This window comes from Vagococcus coleopterorum (assembly GCF_011303955.1).
In the GTDB taxonomy this organism is placed as follows: domain Bacteria; phylum Bacillota; class Bacilli; order Lactobacillales; family Vagococcaceae; genus Vagococcus_D; species Vagococcus_D coleopterorum.
Window position 1 is genome coordinate 1,096,073 of sequence record NZ_CP049886.1, and the last position, 21,773, is coordinate 1,117,845.

18 protein-coding genes are annotated in these 21,773 nt (G+C 37.2%); 17 read left to right on the forward strand and 1 reads right to left on the reverse strand.

The features are described 5' to 3' along the window. The first annotated feature begins 3 nt into the window (after positions 1-3). From aroB to G7081_RS05480, 8 genes are all read left to right on the forward strand, one after another. The gene (gene aroB, locus G7081_RS05445; protein ID WP_166007945.1) at positions 4-1,083 is read left to right on the forward strand and encodes a 3-dehydroquinate synthase; all 1,080 of its coding nucleotides are present in this window, start codon (positions 4-6) and stop codon (positions 1,081-1,083) included. Further along, positions 1,080-2,234 (forward strand): chorismate synthase, encoded by a 1,155-nt coding sequence (gene aroC / locus G7081_RS05450; RefSeq protein WP_166007946.1) that lies wholly within the window; start codon positions 1,080-1,082, stop codon positions 2,232-2,234. Before aroB ends, aroC begins: the two co-directional genes overlap by 4 nt. Before the next feature lie 12 nt (positions 2,235-2,246). Then, a complete protein-coding gene (gene aroA, locus G7081_RS05455) occupies positions 2,247-3,539 on the forward strand; it encodes a 3-phosphoshikimate 1-carboxyvinyltransferase (RefSeq protein ID WP_166007947.1) in 1,293 nt (430 codons plus the stop codon). 1 nt (position 3,540) lies between these two features. Beyond that, positions 3,541-4,050, forward strand: coding sequence for a shikimate kinase (locus tag G7081_RS05460; RefSeq protein ID WP_166007948.1), 510 nt, complete (start codon positions 3,541-3,543; stop codon positions 4,048-4,050). A 90-nt stretch (positions 4,051-4,140) separates the two neighbouring features. Further along, entirely contained in the window at positions 4,141-5,136 is a 996-nt protein-coding gene (locus G7081_RS05465) for an LCP family protein (protein ID WP_238786627.1), read from the forward strand. A 76-nt stretch (positions 5,137-5,212) separates the two neighbouring features. Further along, a complete protein-coding gene (locus G7081_RS05470; protein ID WP_166007949.1) occupies positions 5,213-6,061 on the forward strand; it encodes a DegV family protein in 849 nt (282 codons plus the stop codon). Positions 6,062-6,129: 68 nt separating this feature from the next. Next, positions 6,130-7,008, forward strand: a complete 879-nt coding sequence (locus G7081_RS05475; RefSeq protein ID WP_166007950.1) for an Rgg family transcriptional regulator — start codon at positions 6,130-6,132, stop codon at positions 7,006-7,008. Between the two features lie 17 nt (positions 7,009-7,025). Beyond that, positions 7,026-8,231, forward strand: a complete 1,206-nt coding sequence (locus G7081_RS05480; RefSeq protein ID WP_166007951.1) for a multidrug efflux MFS transporter — start codon at positions 7,026-7,028, stop codon at positions 8,229-8,231. 30 nt (positions 8,232-8,261) lie between these two features. On the opposite strand, the gene G7081_RS05485 is transcribed toward G7081_RS05480, so the two are convergent. Next, on the reverse strand, positions 8,262-8,447 hold the full coding sequence (locus G7081_RS05485; RefSeq protein ID WP_166007952.1) for a YjzD family protein: 186 nt from the start codon (positions 8,445-8,447) through the stop codon (positions 8,262-8,264). 147 nt (positions 8,448-8,594) lie between these two features. Between G7081_RS05485 and dnaE the strand changes: the two genes are divergently transcribed. From dnaE to topA, 9 genes are all read left to right on the forward strand, one after another. Next, positions 8,595-11,918 carry a DNA polymerase III subunit alpha gene (dnaE, locus tag G7081_RS05490; RefSeq protein ID WP_166007953.1) on the forward strand — a complete coding sequence of 1,108 codons (3,324 nt, stop codon included), beginning with the start codon at positions 8,595-8,597 and terminating at the stop codon, positions 11,916-11,918. A gap of 137 nt (positions 11,919-12,055) precedes the next feature. Further along, complete coding sequence (gene pfkA / locus G7081_RS05495) at positions 12,056-13,018, forward strand: 6-phosphofructokinase (protein WP_166007954.1); 963 nt, start codon at positions 12,056-12,058, stop codon at positions 13,016-13,018. Positions 13,019-13,065: 47 nt separating this feature from the next. Then, positions 13,066-14,826, forward strand: coding sequence for a pyruvate kinase (gene pyk, locus G7081_RS05500; protein WP_166007955.1), 1,761 nt, complete (start codon positions 13,066-13,068; stop codon positions 14,824-14,826). Between the two features lie 123 nt (positions 14,827-14,949). Further along, a complete protein-coding gene (locus tag G7081_RS05505) occupies positions 14,950-16,419 on the forward strand; it encodes a S41 family peptidase (protein WP_166007956.1) in 1,470 nt (489 codons plus the stop codon). A gap of 15 nt (positions 16,420-16,434) precedes the next feature. Continuing rightward, positions 16,435-16,977 (forward strand): signal peptidase I, encoded by a 543-nt coding sequence (lepB, locus tag G7081_RS05510; protein ID WP_238786628.1) that lies wholly within the window; start codon positions 16,435-16,437, stop codon positions 16,975-16,977. A 22-nt stretch (positions 16,978-16,999) separates the two neighbouring features. Next, positions 17,000-17,875, forward strand: a complete 876-nt coding sequence (gene ylqF / locus G7081_RS05515) for a ribosome biogenesis GTPase YlqF (RefSeq protein WP_166007958.1) — start codon at positions 17,000-17,002, stop codon at positions 17,873-17,875. After that, positions 17,853-18,626 carry a ribonuclease HII gene (locus G7081_RS05520; protein WP_166007959.1) on the forward strand — a complete coding sequence of 258 codons (774 nt, stop codon included), beginning with the start codon at positions 17,853-17,855 and terminating at the stop codon, positions 18,624-18,626. The genes ylqF and G7081_RS05520 overlap by 23 nt, the downstream gene beginning before the upstream one ends. Before the next feature lie 55 nt (positions 18,627-18,681). Then, positions 18,682-19,557, forward strand: a complete 876-nt coding sequence (dprA, locus tag G7081_RS05525; RefSeq protein ID WP_166007960.1) for a DNA-processing protein DprA — start codon at positions 18,682-18,684, stop codon at positions 19,555-19,557. Between the two features lie 127 nt (positions 19,558-19,684). Next, entirely contained in the window at positions 19,685-21,763 is a 2,079-nt protein-coding gene (gene topA, locus G7081_RS05530) for a type I DNA topoisomerase (RefSeq protein ID WP_166007961.1), read from the forward strand. Positions 21,764-21,773: the final 10 nt, after the last annotated feature.

Genomic DNA, 21,773 nt, shown 5'->3' on the forward strand with positions numbered 1-21,773 from the left:
GTCATGAATGTATCTGTTAACTTACCAAATGAATCATATCAAATCAGTATTGAAAAAGGCTTGTTATCTAAATGTGGCTCATGGCTTTCTAAAATTTGGTCAACGGATAAAAAAGTTGCAATTATTTCTGATGAAGAAGTAGCATCTTTTTATTTAGATAAAGTCTGTCAGTCAGTTGAAGAGGCGGGTTATAGGGTAGTAACCAAAACAATTTCAGCTGGTGAAGCGTCAAAATCTTTTACTAGAGCTGAAGAATTATGTCAGTGGTTAGCGGAAGAAAACATGACAAGAACTGATGGTGTAGTAGCTCTTGGTGGTGGCGTTGTTGGTGACTTGGTTGGTTTTGTGGCGGGTATTTACATGCGTGGGATTAGTTACGTTCAAATGCCAACTAGTTTACTAGCTCAAGTCGATAGTAGCGTTGGTGGTAAGACAGCTGTTAATACGGTGGGTATTAAAAATTTAGTGGGTGTCTTTAATCAACCAGCGGGCGTTTTAATTGATCCGCAAACATTAACAACTTTACCTAGAGAAAGAATTAGTGAAGGACTAGCAGAAGTTGTTAAAACAGCGGCTATTCTGGATGTTAATTTGTGGACTGACTTACAGAAATTAAACTCAATTGAAGACTTTTTAAATCAATCAGAATCGATTATTGCAAGATGTTGTGAACTGAAAGCAAGTGTTGTCGAAGCTGATGAAAAAGAAGCTGGGCAACGAGTTATTTTAAACTTTGGGCATACTTTTGGTCACGCAGTTGAAGCGACATTACAGTCAAGAGGAATTAGTCACGGTGAAGCGGTCGCGATAGGTATGGTTCGAATTTCCGAAGCTATGATTAGTTATGGTTATACACCAAAAGAGTTTATGACAGAACTAACGGACTTGCTTACTAAGTTTGAATTACCAATAACTATGAGCGGTTTAGATGCTGAAGCAATCATAACCGCTATGTCAGGTGATAAAAAGAATAAAGGGAACGCACTACGTCTAGTTTATGTTTCTGAAATAGGGAATGCCAAAACACTAGATGTTTCTTTTGAAACGGTCAAAGATTATATCAGAAAGGAACTGAACGCATGAGATATTTAACAGCTGGTGAATCACATGGTCCACAATTGACAGCTATAATAGATGGCTTGCCCGCAGGTTTACCCTTAAACGAGTCAGATATTAATAACGAGTTAGCAAAACGTCAAGTTGGTTATGGTCGTGGCGGTCGTATGAAGATTGAATCAGATAAAGTTCAAATCACGTCAGGACTTCGTCATGGTAAAACATTAGGGTCACCCTTAACGTTAATCATCCAAAATAAAGATTGGGAGAATTGGCAATCCGTTATGGGTACAGCTCCTGTGACTGAAAAAGAAAAATTAAAACGCCAAGTGACGAAACCAAGACCGGGTCATGCTGATTTAGTTGGCGGAATGAAGTATGGACACCGTGATTTAAGAAATGTCTTAGAACGTTCGTCAGCTCGTGAAACAGCTATGCGTGTGGCAATTGGTGCCGTTGCTAAAAAGTTACTTAGTGAATTAGATATCACTACTATGGGCTTTGTTAAATCAATTGGTGGGATCTCGATTGACTCCTATGAAATGAATGAAGAAAGTGTCTCAACGATTGAATCCTCAGACTTACGTTGCCCAGATGAATCACAAGCTGTCAAAATGAGAACGGCAATCGATCAAGCCAAACAAGACGGCGACACACTAGGTGGTGTGATTTCTGTTCAAGTTAATAATTTACCCGTTGGGCTAGGTAGCTATGTTCAATGGGATCAAAAATTAGATGCTAAATTAGCTTTCGCCATCCAAAGTATTAATGCGATTAAAGGTGTTGAATTTGGTGATGGCTTTGAGTTAGCTGCGCACCCAGGTTCAGAAGGAATGGATCCAATTGAATGGAACAATGGTTATTCAAGAACAACTAATCATTTAGGTGGTTTTGAAGGCGGAATGACAACGGGGCAACCAGTGATTGTGAATGCCGTGATGAAACCAATCCCGACTTTATATAAACCACTTCAAAGCGTAGATATCGAAACAAAAGAAGCTTATCAGGCCAGCATTGAGCGTTCAGATGCTTGTGCGGTTCCGGCAGCTAGTGTCATTGCTGAAAATGTGACAGCAACGGTTTTTGCAGAAGCCATCTTAGATAAGTTTGATGCTGATCAGTTTGATCAGTTAAAAGCTCAAATCAAGGACTATCGACAAGCGTGCCAAAACTTTTAAGGAGGGATTCTGTTGCAACTAAAGATAGCGAGTAAAGGGTTAAAAGGCGAATTTAGTGTGCCAGGGGATAAATCTATTTCTCACAGAAGTGTGATGTTGGCCTCTTTAGCAACAGGAGAAACCCAGATTGAAGGTTTCCTGGCCGGGGAAGATTGTTTGGCAACAATTGAGATGTTTCGTGAATTAGGTGTGGTCATTGAAATAGTTGACCAAAAGGTGAAAGTCATCAGTGATGGTCATCGCAAATTTTCTAGACCAGCTCAACCGATTGATGTTGGAAATTCTGGAACAACTATGCGTTTAGGGTTAGGTATCCTCGCTAGTTTACCTTACGAAACAACTATCACCGGTGATTCGTCTTTAGTCAAAAGACCGATGGAACGTGTAATGGGACCACTAAGAGAAATGGGTGCAACAGTTTCGGGGGCAAATGGAACGGAATATGCACCAATCAATACAGTTGGTACTAGTGACTTAAAAGGGATTGACTACACGATGCCGGTCGCTAGTGCACAAGTGAAGTCAGCGATTTTGTTAGCAGGTCTCTTCGCGCAAGGTGAAACCGTGGTTAGAGAACAAGTTAAATCAAGAAATCATACGGAAGAAATGCTTAAACAATTTGGTGTCGACGTTAAAAATGCTGGAACTTCTATCACGATTAAGGGGCAACAACCGTTAAAAACGCCTGGCGGACTAAATATACCTGGTGATATTTCATCGGCTGCATTTTTTATGGTGGCAGCTGTCATTATCCCAAATAGTTGTGTTAAAATAACGAATGTCGGATTAAATGAAACGCGGACAGGCATTATTGATGTTTTGAAAGCAATGGGTGCAAAAATAACTGTTGAAGTAACTGATTCGATTGGCCAAATTGGCACAGTGACCGTTTCAAGTAGCGACTTACATGGGATTACTATTTCAGGTGAGATTATCCCTCGTTTGATTGATGAATTGCCAATTATTGCGCTACTTGCGACACAAGCGACAGGTCAAACGGTTATTGCTGATGCAGAAGAATTAAAACATAAAGAGACAAATCGGATTGATGTGACAGCGTCTGAACTTAGAAAGCTAGGGGCAGATATCCAAACAACATCAGACGGCTTGATTATTAAAGGTAAAACAGAGTTAACAGCAAGGAAAGTTTCAAGTCATGGAGATCACCGGATTGGCATGACCTTAGCTATCGCAGCTTTATTAGTTCAAGTAGGTGAGGTTGAATTAGAACAAGCTGATGCCGTAGCAGTTTCATATCCAAACTTTTTTAAAGATTTAGAAAATATCATGATTGGTGGTTTATAACATGCAAGTGGTTCTTGTAGGATTTATGGGAGTAGGGAAAACGACGATAGGACGAATTTTAGCGAAAGAACTTGGTTTGCCATTTATGGATATGGACCGAGAATTGGTCAATCGTATTGGCATGCCTATCAAGGATTTGTTTGAACAATCGGGAGAAGAAGCCTTTAGGCTGGAAGAAACCAAACTACTAGCTGAGTTAAGAAGTTATGAAGGGGTCATCAGTACGGGTGGTGGCATTGCGACCCGTCCGGAAAATGTCGAACTATTACTGCAATTTGAAACAGTAGTCTTTTTACATGCAAGCTTTAGTGTCGTTAACTATCGTATTAATAAGAACAAACGTCGTGCAAGACCTTTAGCCGAAGGTGATGTAGGCGAATTGAAAAAATTATTCTTCGATCGAAAAGTTAGTTATGAAAAAGTCGCAACCTTTAGACAAAATACCAACCATAAACCATTAAAAAAAATCACGGCTGAAATTAGAGAAAAATTACAAGGACAGGAATGTTAAAGTTATCTTAAACATTCTGTCTTTTTCTTTGTTTTATAACGGAAATGACCTATGATAGTAACATCAAATAAAATAAAAGAGGTGTCATTGATGTCAAGAATGGAAAAATACCATGGCAAAGATGCTGAAGATAATAATAATGAAGAATTTTATGAGGAAGAGCAACAACCGAAAAAAAGAAAGAAACAAAGTTCCTTTAAACGTTTTATTAAAACGATTGGAGTTATCTTGCTATTAGTGATTGGTTTTTCCACTTTCCAATTTATTAAAGGGAATAGTGAAGCGAAATCTGATGGTGAGTTTGGCCAAATTGAAGTGACAGATTTTAATGGGCAAAATAATCATGACGGTTCTACTAATGTTTTGTTACTTGGAAGTGATTCAAGAGGGACAGATCGAGGTCGTTCAGATTCAATTATGGTAGCCCACTATAGTAAAAAATCACGAACACCAAAGTTAGTCTCATTTATGCGTGATACTTACGTTAATATTCCTGGGTATGGCTATAATAAGTTAAATGCTGCTTACGCTTATGGTGGACCTGAATTAGTTCGTCAAACGCTTAAAGAAAATTTTAACGTAGATGTACAATATTATGCGATTGTAAACTTTGCTTCATTCTCTCGAATTGTGGATACGTTATTACCAAATGGTATTAAAATTGACGCTGAAAAAGACTTAGATGTTGATGGCGAGGATATTGCGAAAGGTCCTCAAATTATGGACGGTCATAAAGCACTTCAATATGCGCGTTTTAGAAAAGATGAAGAAGGTGACTTTGGACGTGTTAGACGTCAGCAACAAGTAATGAATGCTGTTTTTGATCAAGGTCTATCAGTTTTCAATGCGTTCAGATTGCCTAAAGCAATGGGAAAAGTTCAAGGTTATACTAGTACCGATGTTCCTAACAGACTATATGCTACTATCGGAAAAGATTTCATATTTGGAGTCGCTAAGCCTTTAGAAAAATTAGCTGTACCCGTTGAAGGGTCATGGAGCTATGGTTCTTATGAACATGCAGGAAGTGTATTAGAAATTGATGAAGCATCCAATACATTTGCAATAGCAGATTTCTTATCGAATTAGCAGATACAAATTCTTACCGAAAATTAATAATTTGTAGTATAATGTTATCTGAGCTTGAAAAAAAGGGGAAATAATTATGAAAACGGCAATTATAACAGATAGTACAGCTTTTCTAAGTGAAGAGTTAAAAAATAATCCAAACTTATTTATCGTTCCAATCCCAGTGATTGTAGATGGTAAAATTTATAATGAAGGTATTGATATTGAGCTAGGAGCTTATTATGAGTTATTGAATAATAGTAAAGAGTTTCCTACAACTTCACAACCCTCAATCGGTGAGGTCTTAGAGATGTTTTCAGATATTGCAAAACAAGGTTATGAACAAGCAATCTGCATTCATTTATCTTCAGGAATTTCAGGATTCATTAACAATTTAACTGCTATGGCACCAGGAATTGAAGAGTTAAAAGTGTATCCTTTCGATTCTAAAATCACAAGTATGCCAATGGGTTACATGGTTGAAACAGCCTTAAAAATGGCAGAAGCGGATGAATCTGCTGAAGCTATTTTAGCCAAGTTAGATAAGATGCGTGAAGATGTCGAAGCTTATCTTGTCGTGGATGACTTGAATATCTTAGTACGTGGTGGTCGCCTTAAAAATGGCGCTGCCTTAATCGGTAGCTTATTAAAAATCAAACCAATCTTAAAATTTGAAGATGGCAGCATTGTTCTGTCAGAAAAAATTCGTTCGACAAAAAAAGCCTTATCTCGTGCTGAAGATATTATGGTTAAACGTCAAAAGAAAAGTAAAAATGAACTGAAATTCTTTATTATCCATGCGAATAGTCTTGCCATTGCTGAATTAGAGAAAAAAGAAATGGAAGAAATGATTCCAGGGATTGATATTGAAATCGGTCAGATTGGTCCAGTTATTGGTACTCATATTGGTGAAAATGCAATTGTTTTTGCTTGCTGTGGGAAATAACAAGTTAAGTTTAAAAAGGACAAGTGACCTAGTCACTTGTTTTTTTATTAACTTAAGGAGGCGTGAAAATGGAAAATTATGGTCCGTTCATTCGTGAGTTAAGAATTGCCCAAGGCAGCTTACAAAAGGATTTTTATGATGGTTTAATAGTGAAGAGTTTTGCGATTCGTTTTGAAAAAGGCGAAGTCATGCTGCAGTTTGATACCTTTATAAAAGTCTTAGAACGCTTGAATTTAACGGTCACTGAGTTTTTGAACCTGATTGAGAAAAAGTCTAATACAAAAGAGGCGTTATCAGAATTATTTATACGTGGAGTTAGAACAAATAATGAACGTCTTGTGGAGCGAGTAGCTAACTTAGGTAAAGATAAATTAAATAAGGATGATAAGATGCTTGTTCTATTAGCAAAAGCATGGTTAGCCTATAATCCAAGTCATATCCAAAAACAAAGAGCGATTGATGATTCAGAACGTCAACTTGTTTTTGATTATTTAATTAATCGACCAACTTGGTTATTATTTCATATTGAGATATTGTCTTTGACGACGCACCTCTTTAACGGGGAACAAATCGATCAATTAATCAATAAAGCGTTCCAACAGTTGCATCATTATGAGAAAATGGCTGGTTATACCCAGCTGCTTGTTGACTTGATAAGTAATTACATCATGTTATCCTATGAAGAGGGAGCTTTACAGATTGGGAACCAATGGTTTGTAAAGTTACAATCAATAGCAATTCCTAAATCACAAATATATTTACAGCTAGTCGTTCAAGTGTGTGAAGTCTTCTACCTTTATAATACTGGTAAAACAGGTGCCAGTGAAAAATTATTTGCTGATTGTCAAAGTGTTCTATCAGGGTTAGACTATCAAAAAGAGCTACGTGATATCAATGTAAGTTTTAAGCGGTTTAAGAAAATTGTGGGCTCTAAGGAATTCAAATAAAATAGGAGGTGAACTAGTTGCAGATTGATTGGAAACGAAATTTATATATTGCTTGGTCAGGGTGTTTCTTTACAGGAGCGAGCTTCAGTTTAGTGATGCCGTTTATACCAGTCTATATCGAACAACTGGGAGCACCAACTGATCAAGTTGAATTTTATGCAGGGTTAGCGATAAGTGTCACAGCATTAGCATCTGCCTTGGTTGCACCGATTTGGGGTAGTTTAGCAGATCGAAAAGGCCGAAAATTAATGATGGTTCGCGCTGCTGCTGGTATGACTTTTACGATGGGGGCGCTTGCTTTTGTCCCAAACGTTTTTTGGTTATTAGTGATGCGCTTCATGACAGGTGTCTTATCTGGGTATGTCCCAAACGCTACAGCTATGATTGCTTCGCAAGCACCGCCAGAAAAAAATGGTTGGGCTATTGGTACTTTAGCAACAGGGACAGTTGCAGGTAGTTTAATTGCACCAATGATTGGTGGTTATTTAGCAGAGCATGTCGGGATGGAAAATGTTTTCATCATCACGGGAACCGTCTTATTAATTACGACAATTCTTACGATTATTTTTGTTAAGGAAGATTTTACACCGATTCAGAAAAAAGATGCTATTCCAGCAAAAGACTTAATGAAAATGATTAAAAAGCCATCTATTTTATACGGTTTATTTGCAACAACCTTAATTTTACAATTAGGTGTAACGAGTATTACTCCAATCTTGACCCTTTATATTCGAGAATTAGGAGGAGATGCAGATAATATTTTATTTGTCTCAGGGATGATCGTGTCGGTAGCTGGAGTGTCAGCCTTTATTTCTTCACCATTCTTAGGGAAAATTGGGGACCGTTATGGTAACCAAAATGTCTTGATGGGTGGACTAGTTTTATTCCTCGTCTGTATTTTACCTATGGCATTTGTAGAAACGCCGTTTCAATTAGGTGTCTTACGATTTTTAATGGGCTTCTCTACTGGGGCGTTGATGCCATCAATTAATGCGATTATTAGTAAAATTTCTCCGAAAGAAGGAGTTAGTCGGATTTTTAGTTACAATCAAATGTTTCAAAATTTTGGACAAGTGCTTGGACCTTTAGTTGGTTCAACAATTGCAGCAGGATTTGGCTATTCAAGCGTTTTTATTGGGACTGCCGGTTTTATTGTGATTAATATTATTTTATCGTTTGTCAATTTCAAAGGAACTTTCGGAAAGAAAATTCAATACAAATAAAAAAGAAGCCCGCAGGCTTCTTTTTTTGTTTTATTTAGTAAGTTTCTTTTTTTTAGGTTGAGAAATCTCGCCAACTAAGACAACGATGACTGCTAGGAAGATTGATCCAATAACAGCTTGTGGGAAATTATACATTCCATGATTTAGTTGAGCACCAAGATAGGCAATAATTTGACCTAAGATCAATGACCAAAATAATACGACTGCATAACGCATTGCACGACACCTCTTTTCAAAATTAATTTTAGCATACTTATAGTCTTTAAACAAAGTATTTAATGAAAAAAACTAGGTTGAAAAAAGAATTTTTTGTTGGTTCATGGTATACTAAAAACACTAATAAACTGGGAAGGTGGGCTCACTTTGGCTAAGGCACAATTACAAGTTATCACGTCATATTCATTATTAAAAAGTACTGTTCGTATTCCAGAATTAATTGCCCGTGCTAAAGCAGATGCCTATCAAGCAATGGCTATTACAGATTTGAATGTTATGCATGGTGTCGTAGAGTTTTATCGGACTGCAAAAGAAGCGGGAATTAAACCATTGATTGGTTTAACTCTTGAAACACGTTATTCACTTGAAGACGAAGTAGATACGCTGTTAATTTTGATTGCTAAAAACCAAAAAGGCTACGAAAATTTAATGGTTCTTTCAACAATGAAAATGGAAGAATATGCTAATGAAAGTTTATTTTTCGAACGCATTTTACCTTATTTAAATAACCTAATTGTTATTATAGATGATCACTCATCACAGTTGTTTAAATTTTTCAAAGAGCAACGTGATAATGAATTTAGAACCCATTTAGCACAGCTAACTCAACATGCCGATGAAAATTCAGTATACGGCGGGATTAGTTTGCTTGGTGATAATCCTGATTTAGCAAGTAGTTGGGCGAAACGTTTGTATGAAGCAGGTATGCAACCTGTAGCGTTGCATCAAGTTCGTTACATGAACCCAAGTGATGCTTTTTCATTAACCGTTTTAAACCATTTAGAGGAAGGTTCGCAATTAGCGGGTGATACGGTTCAAAAGACTGGCACACGTTATTTGCCAACTAGTTTGCAAATGAAACAGGCTTATGAACAGGCTGGTTTGGAAGTCGCGTTGGCTAATATTGAGAAAATAGTTTCTCAGTGTCAATTTGAGATGAAGTTTAATCAAACCTTATTGCCACATTATGAGTTACCTGAAGGAGTAAGCCCTGCGAGCTATTTACGCGAGATTTGCTCTACTAACTTACTTAAAAGAGTGACGAATCCAGATAGCCGTTATCAAGAAAGATTAGACTATGAATTATCTGTCATCGAAGAAATGGGCTTTGTTGATTATTTCCTAATCATCTGGGATGTTATGAATTTTGCCGCTGACAATAAGATTGTGATAGGACCTGGTCGTGGTTCGGCAGCTGGGTCATTGGTCTCTTACTTAACCAATATTACAGATGTGGATCCGATTCAATATAACTTATTGTTTGAACGTTTCTTAAATAAAGAACGCTACACCATGCCTGATATTGATTTAGACATTCCTGATAACCGTCGTGAAGAAGTGTTAGCTTATGTTAATCAAAAATACGGGCATCATCATGTAGCTCAAATTGCTACTTTTGGAACATTGGCTGCTAAAATGGCATTGCGTGATGTTTGTCGTGTATTTGGATTAAGTCAAAATGAATCAAATGCGTGGTCAAGTGCTATTCCAAATACGTTAAAAATCACTCTAGAGCAGTCGTTCTCTGAATCCAAAAAGCTTCGCGAATTAGTGGAGTCATCAGAACGGAATCAACTTATCTTTGAGGTGGCCTCTAAATTAGAAGGTTTGCCACGTCACATTTCAACACATGCAGCAGGTGTGGTTATTTGTGACCAAAACTTATCAGAGTTAGTGCCCCTACAAGAAGGTTCCAACGATATACCATTAACGCAATTTACGATGGGTGATGTTGAGGGGATTGGTTTGCTTAAGATGGATTTCTTGGGCTTGAGAAATCTTTCCATTTTAGATAATACCTTAGATAAAATTCGTCGTGTCTATAAAGAAGAAATTGTTTTAGAAGAAATTCCAATGGATGATGAAGAGACTCTGAAATTATTTAGACAAGCGAAAACAGTTGGCGTTTTCCAATTTGAATCTGCGGGCATTAAAAATGTTCTTAGAAAATTAGGCCCAACTTCAATTGAAGATATCGCTGCCGTGAATGCTTTGTATCGTCCAGGACCAATGGAAAATATTGACTTGTTCGTTGAGCGTAAAAAAGGCTTAGTACCAATCACTTATCCTCATGATAGCTTGCGAGATATTTTAGATGTGACATATGGGATTATTGTCTACCAAGAGCAGATTATGCAAGTCGTGTCTAAGATGGCTGGTTTTAGTTATGGGGAAGCGGATATTCTCCGCCGTGCTATTAGTAAAAAGAAAAAAGAGATTCTCGATCAGGAACGTCAACACTTTGTAAAAGGTTCCTTACAACAAGGCTATACTGAAGAAGTGGCGAATGAAGTCTATGACTATATTGAACGTTTTGCCAACTATGGTTTCAACCGTTCGCATGCGATGGCTTATTCATTTATTGCCTATTGGTTAGCCTACTTGAAAGTTCATTATCCAGCTGCATTCTTTGTGTCACTGTTACATTCTGTTCGTCATAATCAAGAAAAGATAAAAGAATATATTAATGATGCCAAACGGATGGGCTTAAAAATTGCTGGACCAGATATCAATCAAAGTCAATTCAGTTTTTATTTAACGAAAGAAAAGATCATTTTTGGTCTAAGCGCCATAAAAGGCTTACGTGCTGATTTCATCAAAAATATCGTTGCTGTTAGACAAGCCGATGGACCATTCAAGTCCTTGGATAATTTCTTATTAAGGGTTGATCAACGTTGGTTAAAAGAAGAAACGATTTTACCGTTAATTTACAGTGGTTGTTTTGATGAGTTACATCCGAATCGTCATCAATTAGTGGATGATTTGAGCGGTCTCATTAAAAATATTGCCATTAGTGGTGGGAGTATGGATTTGCTTTCAATCTTAAGCTTGAAAAAAGAAGAGATTAACGATTATTCTGTTCCAGAAAAACTTGAACAAGAAGCAGAGTATCTAGGGACATACTTGTCAGGTCATCCTGTCGATGCCTATCCGGCACTAAAAGTGATTAAAGGAGTTCGCTCGATTGATTTGTTAACCGCTGATCAGAACGCCACAATTATGTTATTTGTGCGTAAAGTGAATGTCATCCGTACGAAAAAAGGGGAGCAAATGGCCTTTGTAGATGGACATGATGCTAGTGGAGAATTATCAATTACCATTTTTCCGCAATTGTATCGCCATGTATCAGAAAAGTTAGCGATTGATAAGATTTTAATCATTACCGGGAAATCTGAGAAAAGTCGCTATAATCAAGAGTTGCAAATGCTAGCCCAGTCTGTTGAGGATACTGCAGATTATCAAGATAAGATTGCTGATGAGGTTTGCTATATCAAACTAACATCAAGTGAGCTGATTGATACGGTCAAAACGACCTGTGAAAATCATCATGGGATAGTTCCAGTTATGGTGATCGATGATGTCACTCATAAAAAAATCATTTTGCCTGAATCTCATTGGGTTAAAAATAGCCTAGAATTGAAAACAGAGTTGAAAACGCTGGTAGGTGAGACTAACGTTGTTGTGCGTTAAATTCGATTATTAAAAACTTTTCAGTTTTTTTTCAGCGAATTTTCGTTTAACAAAAGACTTTTATCATAAAAGATGGTAAACTAATGGTGGAATTTAAGTAATTAATACATTAATCAAATTATATTGAGGTGGATGATATGAAACGTATTGCGATTTTAACAAGTGGTGGGGATGCACCAGGTATGAACGCTGCAGTTCGTGCAGTGACTCGTAAAGCGATCTATGAAGGTATGGAAGTTTATGGAATCAACTACGGTTATGCTGGTTTAGTTGCTGGCGATATCCGTAAGTTAGATGTTTCAGATGTTGGGGATATTATCCAACGTGGTGGGACAGTTTTATATTCTGCTCGTTATCCTGAATTCGCGACAGAAGAAGGTCAATTAAAAGGGATTGAGCAACTTAAAAAATTCGGTATCGAAGGTTTAGTTGTCATCGGTGGAGATGGTTCATACCACGGTGCACTGGCACTGACAAAACACGGCTATCCAACAGTAGGTATTCCTGGAACTATTGATAATGATATTCCTGGAACTGACTATACAATTGGATTTGATACAGCGTCAAACACTGTATTAGAAGCGGTGGATAAATTAAGAGATACAGCAACGTCTCACGTTCGTACCTTCATTATTGAAGTAATGGGTCGTGATGCAGGCGATATCGCTCTTTGGGCAGGTGTTGCAGCAGGTGCTGATTATATCGTGATTCCTGAACGTGAATTCGACATCAAAGAAATTGCAGCTAAAATTTCTAAAAGCCGTGAACGTGGCAAACGTCACTGTTTAATTATGGTTGCTGAAGGTGTTATGAGTGGACAAGAGTTTAAAGACTTGTTATCTCAAGAAGGTGATTTCCATGAACGTGTATCAGTATTAGGTCACGTTGTTCGTGGTGGTGCACCATCAGTTCGCGATCGTGTTCTGGCAAGTAAGTTCGGTTGGAAAGCTGTCGAATTACTGAAAGAAGGAAAAGGCGGACTATGTGTTGGAATCCGCAACGAAGAAATTATTGCCTCTGACATTATTGATACGTTAGAAAATCAAAAACATCATCCAGATTTAACTCTTTATACAATGAACAATGAAATTACTTTTTAATTAAGTGAATTAGATAAAAACCATTAAATTAAGGGAGCGTTTTATTTATGAAAAAAACAAAAATCGTTTGTACGATTGGACCAGCAAGTGAAACAGTTGAAACTCTAGTTGCATTAATGAATGCAGGAATGAACGTTTGTCGTTTAAACTTCTCACACGGAGACTTTGAAGAACACGGTGCTCGCATTAAAAACATTCGTGAAGCGTCAAAAATTTCAGGTAAACGTGTCGCAATTCTTTTAGATACAAAAGGTCCTGAAATCAGAACTCACGATATGGCAGGTGGTCAAAAAATTACCATCGTTAAAGATTCAACAGTCCGTATTGCAATGAGTCAAGTTGAAGGAACACCTGAGAAATTCTCAGTTTCTTATGAAGACTTAATCAAAGACGTTGAAATTGGCACTCACATCTTATTAGATGATGGTTTAATTGACTTAGAAGTTGTTGAAATCGATACAGCTGCTAATGAAATTGTTACAAAAGCCCTTAATGAAGGTTTACTAGGAAGCAAAAAAGGTGTTAACGTACCTGGTGCTTCAATCAACTTACCTGGTATTACAGAAAAAGATGCGGCAGATATTGAATTCGGTATCAAAAATGATGTTGACTTTATCGCTGCAAGTTTCGTTCGTCGTCCATCTGACGTATTGGAAATTACGCGTATCTTAGATGAACACGATGCGACTCACATCCAAATTATTTCTAAAATCGAAAACCAAGAAGGTATCGATAATTTAGATGATATCCTAAAAGTTTCACACGGTTTAATGGTTGCCCGTGGTGACTTAGGGGTAGAAATCCCAACTGAAGAAGTCCCAGTTGCTCAAAAATTAATGATTAAAAAATGTAACCAATTAGGTAAAGTGGTTATCACAGCAACACAAATGTTAGATTCTATGCAAAAAAATCCTCGTCCAACACGTGCGGAAGCAAGTGACGTGGCTAATGCCATCTACGATGGTACAGATGCGATTATGTTATCTGGTGAAACAGCTGCCGGAGATTACCCATTAGAAGCTGTTCAAACAATGCATAATATTGCTGTTAGAACTGAAGAAGCTTTGGTAGACCAAGATGCCTTTGCTCTTAAAGCACACGTGAATGGCGATATGACTGAAGCGATTGGTCAATCAGTTGGTCATACAGCACGTAACTTAGGAATTAAAACAATTGTGGCTGCGACTGAATCAGGTCACACAGCTCGTATGATTTCTAAATACCGTCCAAAATCACACATTGTTGCGATTACATTTGATGAACGTAAAGCACGTGGTTTAGCATTAGCTTGGGGAGTATTCCCAACCGTTACTGAAAAACCAGCTTCAACAGATGATATGTTTACATTAGCAACAGAAGTGTCATTAGAGTCTGGCTTTGCAACAGAGGGTGACTTAATCCTTATCACTGCTGGTGTTCCAGTTGGTGAACGCGGCACAACTAACTTAATGAAGATCCAATTAATTGGTTCTAAATTATTAGAAGGCCAAGGTGTTGGTCGTGAAGCTTATGTGGGTACAACTGTCGTGGCTACTTCAGCAGAAGAAGCTAATGAAAAAGCTGTTGAAGGTTGTGTTTTAGTTGTGAAAACAACTGATAAAGACTACATGCCAGCGATTGAAAAAGCAGGAGCTTTAATCGTTGAAGAAGGTGGCTTAACTTCACACGCTGCTGTTGTGGGGATTGCAACAAGTACGCCAGTAGTCGTTGCTGCAACAAACGCGACAACAACAATTGAAAATAATATTTTAGTCACTGTTGATCCTCGTTTAGGTGTGATCACAAGTGGTGTAACTGCGAAAGCATAATCATAAAAAAGCTAGAGGATGTTCCTCTAGCTTTTTTATTTTATAGTTATTCTAAAAGCGTTCAAGGCCTAAATATGTTAAACTAGGTTAATATAATACTGGCTAAAGAAAGTATGTGACTAGATGAATAAAAATAAACATCATAATAAAAAAAGACCAGCAGTTTCATATAAGGAGTACGTCTTATCTTTATTGGCGATGGCATTAATTGCAGGCGGCGGTGTCTATGCAATCAATCGAGATAGACAACAACCAATAGTAGAATATTTAGCAAGTTATCCTGATTTTGCTGATTTAGAAAAAGTGACTAAAACCTATCAAGAAATTAAAGATAATTACGTTGGTGAGATAGATCAAGACAACCTTATTGATGGGGCTGTATCAGGGCTAACGCAAGCTTTAGACGATCCGTTTTCAGGTTACTTTACAGGTCAAAATGCGGATGATTTAGATGATTCTATCTCAGGTAGTTTCCAAGGGATTGGGGCTGTTATGACAATCAAGGATAAGCAAGTGACTATTGCTGAGGAACCAATGAAAGATTCAGCTGCCCAAAAAGCGGGATTAAAAGCGGGGGATGTCATTACTGCCGTAGATGGGGAAGAGGTTACAGATAAAGAGTTAACAGAGGTTGTTCAATCCATTCGCGGTGAGGAGAATACTGAAGTAACACTGACGATTAACCGCGATAATGAAACGTTTGATGTTACGTTAACGCGTTCAGCTATTGAAATAGATACAGTCAAAGGTGAATTGGTTCCTAGCGATAAAAAAATTGGACATGTTACAATCAATTCTTTCTCAAGTCACACTGCTGATGAATTCAAAAAAGTAGTCGAAGATTTAAGAAAAGATGGAGCAAAAGGCTTTATGTTTGATGTTCGTCAAAATCCGGGAGGTCTATTGGACCAAGTTGCTATTATGTCTAGCATGTTTTTAGAGGATGGCGAAACAATCGTTAAGTTTGAAGATAAGACTAAAAAGAAAAATCAAATAATTGCTGGAAAAGACTTAGATGATGGCTTTAAAATATTTGAACCAGCTGTTGTTCTAATGGATAGCAAAAGTGCTAGTGCCTCAGAAATTTTTGCGGCAGCCTTGAATCAGTCAGCAGATATTCCACTAGTCGGTGAAACGACTTTTGGTAAAGGAACAGTTCAAACGGTCGCGCCAATTTCAAAAGAAAGTGATTTAAAATTAACAACAAGTAAATGGTTAACGCCTAAAGATGAATGGATTCATGAAAAAGGAATTAAACCAACAGCAGAAATTGATTTCAAAGAATATGATGATTTAAAAATAATCAGTACCGAACAAACCTATCAATTAGGGATGAGTGGTTCTAGTTTGCAAAATATTAATCATTTATTAGCACTTTTAGGCTATAATGTCACAGCTGATGATGAGCAATTTACTGAAGCAACTGCCGCTGCTGTTCGTGAATTACAAACAACTCAAGGGTTACCTGTAACAGGGATTATTGATAAAGAAACAGCACTCAAGATTCAGCAGCTGATTGCTGAAAAAATAATCAGTGATAACCGTGTTGTGGATAAAGGCATTGAATTAATTTCTAGTAAATTAGCTCAATAGATGGGAGTTAAAGCATTGAAAGATAAAATTGTTAGTCCTTTATTTTATTATGGCAAAATGGTTGTTTTAGCGGCATTGATTGTCTTTATTATTAGAGGCTTCATCTTCATTCCGATGACTGTTAAAGGGAATTCTATGGAAAATAGTTTACATCCTGATGATCAAATTGTGTATGAAAAAATATCTAAAATTAATCGTTTTGATACGGTTATCTTTAAAGGCGATGACCAACAAATCTACATCAAGCGAGTGATTGGTATGCCGGGTGAAAGATTAGCTTTTAGAGATAATCAGCTGTATATTAATAACGAGCTAATGGTTGAAACCTTTTGGCCGAATCAAGAGCTAAGTGATGATTCCAAACGTCATACGGCTAATTTTGATACTGCTGAGACGCTTGATGGTGGTAAGGTTCCCAAAGATGCCTATTTTGTGATGGGAGATAATCGCTTGTTAAGTCAAGACAGCCGTTCAATCGGGACAATTAATGAAAAAAATATTATTGGTAAGGCCAGATTTGTTTATTACCCATTAAAACATGTTGGCACAATTAAATAGAAAATAGAATGGAGTTAAATTTATGACAATTCAATGGTTCCCAGGACATATGGCGAAAGCTCGCCGTGAGGTCACTGAAAAATTAAAATATGTTGACATTGTATTTGAACTTGTTGATGCAAGATTACCATTATCAAGTCGTAATCCAATGATGGATGAAATTGTTCAGCAAAAACCACGCTTAGTCTTATTAAATAAAGGCGATCTAGCGGATCCGCATGAGACGCAAAAGTGGCGTCAATATTTTGAAAACAAAGGTTACACAGCACTAATTATTAACTCGCATGAAGGAAAAGGAATTAAGAATATTGTTCCCACATGTAAAGAAATTCTAAAAGAAAAACGTGACCGCCAACAAGCTCGCGGTATGAAGCCCCAAGCTATTCGTGCAATGGTGATTGGTATTCCAAACGTTGGAAAATCAACATTGATGAACCGATTAGTAAAGAAAAATATTGCTAAAACAGGTAATAAGCCAGGAGTTACAAAAGGGCAACAGTGGCTAAAAGCGGGGAATGATTTAGAGTTGTTAGATACACCCGGTATTTTATGGCCAAAATTTGAAGATCAAACAATTGGTAAGAAATTAGCTCTGACTGGTGCTATTAAAGATAATTTATTACACTTAGATGATTTAGCATTGTATGCTTTAGAGTTCTTCTCGAAACATTATCCAGAAGCATTGAAAAAACGTTATGATTTAACGGATGAAGATTTAGCTCTTGAAGGGGTTGAATTATTACTGTTAATTACGAAAAAACGTGGCTTTAGAGATGATTATGAACGTGCCAGCGAAAAAATTATTTTTGAAATTCGTAGCGGTATGTTAGGCACTTTTACTTTGGATCGCTACTCAGAAATGAAAGAGGAATTAAATGGAGAAACCACTAACGATTAAAGCAATCAAAGAGCGTTTAACTTTAATTGAAGATGCTCAAGATAGCTTCATTTTAGAATTAAAAAAAGATGAACGAAAAGCTGTTCAACAAGCGCTAAGCAGTTGGGAAAAAAAACAAGAAAAAGCGCTCAAACTTAAAGAACGTGCTTATGAGTTATTAGCTTATGAACGTCAATTTTTAGCCCAAGGATATCAATTAATTGCTGGGATTGATGAAGTCGGTCGTGGCCCTTTGGCAGGCCCAGTCGTTTCTGCTGCGGTAATCTTACCACCGGGACTTGAGTTACCAGGGGTAGATGACTCTAAAAAACTATCCGAAAAACGTCGTGGTGAGCTAGTGTCTTTAATTGAAGAACACGCTTTAGCGATTGGTGTTGGTGTGATGGATGAGGCAGTGATTGATGAGGTTAATATTTATCAAGCGACAAAACTGGCTATGGTTCAAGCGGTTCAAAATTTAAAAATCCAACCAGATTTTTTATTAATTGATGCGATGCCTCTACCTGAAGCTGGGATTCCTTTTGAAAGTATCATTAAAGGAGATGCTAAAAGTACATCGATTGGGGCGGCAAGTATCATTGCTAAAGAAATTCGTGATCAGATGATGAAAGATTACGATCAGCAATATCCAGGATATGATTTTGCTAGTAACGCTGGTTACGGAACAAAAAAACACTTAGATGGTTTAGAAAAACTTGGGATTACACCAATCCACCGCAAGACATTTGCGCCAATTAAAGACATGATTTAATGGAATAAGTTCTGGTTCACATATCTTTTAATTAGATAGTGAAGGAGGGCTTTTTTTGAATACAACAAGATATTTATTTTATCGATTAAACCAGTTAAAAGGCTTAAATCATCAAGGACGAATTAAGGTCATGTCAGAGATTATGAATCATCCTGAAAAATCTTATACCATTCATGACATTGCGACTATTGCTGAAGTTGCACCACAGAATTTAAAACGATTTCGAAGAAGTTATGATAGTTTGTTATCGCGAAGCGAACGAGTCTACCGAAATTATTTGAAAGAAAACTTCATTACTTATTTTGATGACAGTTATCCTCAAGTTTTACGTGAGATTTATCATCCACCGGCACTTCTTTTTTATAAAGGACAACTAAACTTATTACAAACACCTTGTATCAGTATGGTTGGGTCTCGTGAAGCGACCTTTTACGGAAAGCGTGTGGTGAATTATTTAGTTCCAGCTATTGTTGCGGAAGGTTACACATTAGTAAGTGGTTTAGCAAAAGGGATTGATAGTTGCGTTCATCGAGCGACTATAGTAGCAAACGGCGCAACCATTGCGGTGATTGGAAATGGTTTAGATATTGTGTATCCCAAAGAAAATGAGTTACTTCAACAAGAAATTAGCGACAAACAATTAATTATCAGTGAGTATCCACGAGGCAGCAAACCAAGAAAAGAACATTTTCCCCAACGTAATCGCATCATCGCGGGATTATCAGCAGGACTTTGTGTGGTTGAAGCGAAAGAAAGAAGTGGCTCATTAATAACAGCTCAATTAGCTTTAGACATGGGCAGAGAAGTCTTTGCTGTGCCAGGGCAGATGATGACAGAACAATCAAAAGGGTGTCATGATTTAATCAATGATGGTGCTAAAGCAATTACTTGTGCAAAGGATATTTTTGATGAATTAACCTATATTTATTAATTTTTCTACTATATAATGCGCTGATTGTTGACAAACCCCAAGGTCATGGCATAAGATTGAAAAGATTAAGAGATAGAAACATTAAATAACCAAGCAATAAGAAAAAATTAAAGGGGTCGTTAATTCAATGGCGTATAAATATTTAGTGATCGTGGAGTCTCCAGCAAAAGCGAAAACAATTGAAAAATATTTGGGAAGAAATTATAAAGTGGTAGCAAGTGTGGGACACATCCGTGATTTACCTAAGAGTAAAATGGGTGTCGATGTTGAGAATAACTATGAACCTGGTTATATCTCGATTCGTGGTAAAGGGCCTGTTATTAAAGAACTTAAAAAGTTAGCTAAAAAAGCTGACAAAGTCTATCTTGCGAGTGACCCGGATAGAGAAGGGGAAGCCATTGCCTGGCATCTAGCACATCTCCTTGAGCTAGACCTAAATGATAAAAATCGTGTGGTATTTAACGAAATCACAAAAGAAGCAGTTAAAGCTGCCTTTAAAGAACCACGCTCAATCAACTTAGACTTAGTTGATGCACAACAAGCTCGTCGTATTTTAGACCGTTTAGTTGGCTATTCAATCAGTCCGATTCTTTGGAAAAAAATCAAAAAAGGCTTGAGTGCAGGTCGCGTTCAATCGATTGCTTTAAAAATCATTATTGATCGTGAAGAAGAAATTCGCCAATTCCAACCAGAAGAGTACTGGTCAATTGCCGGAAACTTTGTTAAAGGGCGTAAGAAATTTAAAGCTAATTTTTATGGTGTTGATGGCAAGAAAACTAAGTTAACTAATGCTGATGATGTTAAAGCGGTGAGTGATCGTTTAACAAGTAAAGATTACACTGTTGAAAAAATTACGAAAAAAGAACGTAAAAGAAATCCAGCTAAACCATTTACAACGAGTAGCTTACAACAAGAGGCTGCGCGTAAATTGAACTTCAGAACACGTAAAACAATGATGGTGGCGCAACAACTTTATGAAGGAATTCATTTAGGAAAACAAGGGACAGTTGGTTTGATTACGTATATGCGTACTGATTCTACACGTTTGTCTGATACGGTTAAAAATGAAGCTGTCAGCTACATTACCGATAAATATGGTAAAGAGTATGCCTTAGGATTCAAACCTACTGGCGCTAAAGAAAAAGGTGCTCAGGACGCCCATGAAGCAATCCGTCCATCAAGCATTATGAGAACACCTGAATCGGTTAAAGAGTATTTAAACAAGGACCAATTTAAGTTATACAGTTTAATTTGGTCACGTGTCGTAGCTAGTCAAATGACGCCAGCAGTTTTAGATACCATGAAAGTAACCTTAACTCAAAATAATGTCACGTTTGTTGCTAATGGTTCTAAAATTAAGTTCCACGGATTTATGAAAGTTTATGTGGAAGGTAATGATGAAGGAACAGAAGAGAAGGAAAATATCTTACCTGATTTAGCTGAAGGTGAAACTGTTGTAGCTGCTGATTTAGAAAATAAACAGCACTTCACACAACCGCCAGCACGTTATAGCGAAGCAACATTAATTAAAACCTTAGAAGAAAATGGGGTTGGTCGTCCGTCAACTTATGCACCAACACTTGAAACCATTCAACGTCGTTACTATGTTAAGTTAGTAAGTAAACGTTTTGAACCATCTGAATTAGGTGAAATCGTTAATAAAATGATTGTTGAATTTTTCCCAGGTATCGTAGATATTAACTTTACGGCCGAGATGGAAAAAGATTTAGATAAAATTGCTGAAGCTCAAGAAAATTGGGTAGATGTTGTCGATCGTTTCTACAAACCATTCTCTAAAGAACTTGAAAAAGCTGAAACTGAAATTGAAAAAATTCAAATTAAAGATGAACCAGCTGGTTTTGACTGTGAAGAATGTGGTCATCCAATGGTCATCAAATTGGGTCGTTTCGGTAAGTTTTATGCCTGTAGTAATTTCCCTGATTGTCGTGTGACAAAAGCCATCGTTAAAGAAATCGGTGTGAAATGTCCAACATGTAAAGAAGGCGAAGTGATTGAGCGTAAATCTAAAAAGAACCGTTTATTCTACGGTTGTGCTCGTTATCCTGAATGTGAATTCACATCATGGGATAAACCAGTAGGACGTGACTGTCCGAAGTGTCAACATTACTTAATTGAGAAAAAAGCCAAAGGCGGCAAACAAGTTCAATGTAGTGATTGTGATTACAAAGAAGCAATTCAAAAATAAACAAGCAAAC

Excerpts from the sequence above, each read along its gene's own strand:
- pyk (WP_166007955.1), top strand. The coding sequence starts at position 13,066 with ATGAAAAAAACAAAAATCGTTTGTACGATTGGACCAGCAAGTGAAACA.
- G7081_RS05505 (WP_166007956.1), top strand. The coding sequence starts at position 14,950 with ATGAATAAAAATAAACATCATAATAAAAAAAGACCAGCAGTTTCATAT.
- G7081_RS05485 (WP_166007952.1), bottom strand. The coding sequence starts at position 8,447 with ATGCGTTATGCAGTCGTATTATTTTGGTCATTGATCTTAGGTCAAATT.
- pfkA (WP_166007954.1), top strand. The coding sequence starts at position 12,056 with ATGAAACGTATTGCGATTTTAACAAGTGGTGGGGATGCACCAGGTATG.
- aroC (WP_166007946.1), top strand. The coding sequence starts at position 1,080 with ATGAGATATTTAACAGCTGGTGAATCACATGGTCCACAATTGACAGCT.
- aroB (WP_166007945.1), top strand. The coding sequence starts at position 4 with ATGAATGTATCTGTTAACTTACCAAATGAATCATATCAAATCAGTATT.
- G7081_RS05475 (WP_166007950.1), top strand. The coding sequence starts at position 6,130 with ATGGAAAATTATGGTCCGTTCATTCGTGAGTTAAGAATTGCCCAAGGC.
- G7081_RS05520 (WP_166007959.1), top strand. The coding sequence starts at position 17,853 with ATGGAGAAACCACTAACGATTAAAGCAATCAAAGAGCGTTTAACTTTA.
- G7081_RS05460 (WP_166007948.1), top strand. The coding sequence starts at position 3,541 with ATGCAAGTGGTTCTTGTAGGATTTATGGGAGTAGGGAAAACGACGATA.
- G7081_RS05465 (WP_238786627.1), top strand. The coding sequence starts at position 4,141 with ATGTCAAGAATGGAAAAATACCATGGCAAAGATGCTGAAGATAATAAT.
- G7081_RS05470 (WP_166007949.1), top strand. The coding sequence starts at position 5,213 with ATGAAAACGGCAATTATAACAGATAGTACAGCTTTTCTAAGTGAAGAG.
- ylqF (WP_166007958.1), top strand. The coding sequence starts at position 17,000 with ATGACAATTCAATGGTTCCCAGGACATATGGCGAAAGCTCGCCGTGAG.
- topA (WP_166007961.1), top strand. The coding sequence starts at position 19,685 with ATGGCGTATAAATATTTAGTGATCGTGGAGTCTCCAGCAAAAGCGAAA.